Raw genomic sequence first — 2,622 nt, 5'->3', positions numbered from 1 at the left:
GTGGCCCTTGATTTCGGCATCGCGATCGAGGGAAGGGATATCAGGGATATAGCGATGGAACTTGGTGAAAAGGCGCTGAAAGAATTCGGAAAGCAGGACGGAGAGCTTGTGTACATCAAGAAGGCGCCGCTGAAAAGGCAGGAGATATGGAAAAAGCTCGGCGTAACCCCGCGCGGCATCGACAGGGAGGTTGTTGAGATCATGCATCGGACCCATATGGGTGTCGATCAGGATTACAGGCATCTCCTTCTGCAGGCGACGAGGACGGCGCTTGCGGACGGATGGGGAGGGTCGATGATCTCCACGGACCTGCAGGACATTATGTTCGGTACACCCGTGCCTGTCCTGGGGAGCATCAACCTTGGCGTCCTCAAAGAAGACCACGTGAACGTCGTTGTGCACGGACACGAACCGCTCCTTCCTGAACTCCTTGTTGCCGCGAGCAGGGACCCTGAGATCAGGAAGCTGACAGAGAAAACAGGCGCAAAAGGCATAAACCTCGCCGGGATGTGCTGTTCCGCGAACGAGGTCCTGATGAGACACGGGATCCCCTGCGCGGGGAATTTCCTCCAGCAGGAGCTCGCGCTCGTAACGGGGGCCGTGGAGCTGATGACTGTTGACGTCCAGTGCGAGATGCAGGGCCTGCAGAACGTGGCCGAGTGTTTTCATACACGGCTCATTACGACATCGGACAGGGCGATGATCGAAGGCGCGACACACATCGAATTCCACCCGGAGCACGGCCTCGATACAGCGAAGAAGATACTGAAGATGGCGATAGAGAATTATCCTAACAGGAGACACGCCGTCTGTATACCGAGCCAGAAACAGGATATGGTGGCGGGTTTCAGCCACGAAACGATCAACTATCTCCTCGGCGGTCTTTTCAGGGCAAGCTACAGACCATTGAACGACAATATCATGAACGGCCGTATACGGGGTGTGGCAGGTGTTGTCGGCTGCAATAACGTGAGGACGCCGCACGATTCAGCGCACATCGCGATGATAAAGGAGTTGATCAGGAACGACGTCATTGTCCTTACGACGGGCTGTGCTGCCATGGCATGCGGGAAGGAAGGACTCCTTACCCCTGAGGCGGCGAAGCTCTATGCCGGTTCGGGACTTGCAGAGGTCTGTGAGGCAGTGGGGATACCGCCGGTGCTCCATCTCGGCTCCTGCGTCGACAACTCAAGGATACTGATAGCGGCAACGGCAATGGTGAAAGAAGGCGGTCTCGGCGATGATATCAGCGATCTGCCGGCGGCAGGGGCTGCCCCGGAGTGGATGAGCGAGAAGGCCATTGCCATAGGACAGTATTTTGTCGCGTCCGGTGTTTTTACTGTTTTCGGGACTACGTGGCCCACTGCGGGAAGCGAAAAGGTTACACACCATCTCTTCGAAGAGTACGAGGAACTCTACAAGGGCATGTGGGCCTTTGAGCCTGATCCCGTAGAGGCGGCACAGTTGATGATCCGGCACATCGATAAAAAGAGAAAGGCACTTGGCATAGACAAGGCAAGAGACCGGGTGCTCTTCGATATGGCAATGAGAAGGGCATTGGATTAGTGAGGAGGACGGGATGTCGAAGATCATAGCATCTGCAGCCATAAGGGGCGCTCACAAGATATTCCATAAGGCTGAAGAGAAATTCCGCGAGGCGCTTGAAAGGTTCGGCCCCGGGCAGGAGGTTGGTTTTCCCAACACGGCTTATTACCTGCCGATCATCTATGCCATGACCGGCATCGGTGTTTCAAAAGTAGAAGATATGCGGAGGATACTCGATATATGCAAAAAACTGATACCTCCGCCTGTTCGTGAAAATACCCCGCTTCCATACCTCGCGCCGGCCCTGGACGCGGGGATGGCGACATTCTTCGCTGAAGAGATCATCGAGGCGATACGTTACCTTGAAGAGCCCGGTGTCTATGCGGCAAACAGTGAAGATCCGACGGATGCGACGATCTGGCTCGGCGCTGCAAACGACGTCATATTCCGGAAAAGAGGCGTTGAGTTCGTTGACGGAACAGCGCCCGGTTTCGCGGCCATTGTCGGGGCTGCCCCGGATTCACAGACAGCGGCGAGGATCGCGCTTGAGCTGCAGGAGAAGAACCTTTATGTATTTATGTGCGCGGAGAACGGAGGGAAAAGATTTTCGCAGCAGCTTATTGAGGCGAATATCCAGATAGGCTGGCCCACAAGGCTCGTCTCCTTCGGACCGGACATATACCAGGCGGTCTTCGCCATAGGTTTTGCCTGCCGTGTTGCCATGGCCTTTGGCGGCATCAAGCCGGGTGATTACCGGAGAAACCTCATCTATAACAAGGACAGGACGTATGCATTCGTGCTTGCCCTCGGAAATGTCACCGACGAGTGGTATGCCAATGCCGCGGGGGCGATCAACTGGGGGTTCCCCGCCATTGCGGATACACCGATCCCGGAGGTCCTTCCGACAGGCATATGCACCTATGAACATGTTGTCTCCAATATCCCGCATGACCAGATAGTCCAGAAGGCGGTTGAGGTCAGGGGGTTGAAGGTGCAGGTGGCGGCCGTACCGATCCCCGTATCGTACGGGCCGGCCTTCGAAGGCGAAAGGGTCCGCGGAGAGGACATCTATCTTGA

2 protein-coding genes are annotated in these 2,622 nt (G+C 55.9%); both read left to right on the top strand.

Features of this window, described 5'->3' with window-relative positions:
• Nucleotides 1-1,566: anaerobic carbon-monoxide dehydrogenase catalytic subunit (cooS, locus tag PHU49_17015; protein ID MDD5245710.1), on the top strand; the 1,566-nt coding region annotated here is incomplete at its 5' end.
• A 13-nt stretch (nucleotides 1,567-1,579) separates the two neighbouring features.
• On the top strand, nucleotides 1,580-2,622 hold a 1,043-nt coding region (locus PHU49_17010), incomplete at its 3' end, for a hypothetical protein (protein ID MDD5245709.1).

Source organism: Syntrophorhabdaceae bacterium (assembly GCA_028713955.1).
Taxonomy (GTDB): domain Bacteria; phylum Desulfobacterota; class Syntrophorhabdia; order Syntrophorhabdales; family Syntrophorhabdaceae; genus UBA5609.
Note: the sequence above shows the minus strand (reverse complement) of the source record. Positions and strands in the feature narration are given on the sequence as shown.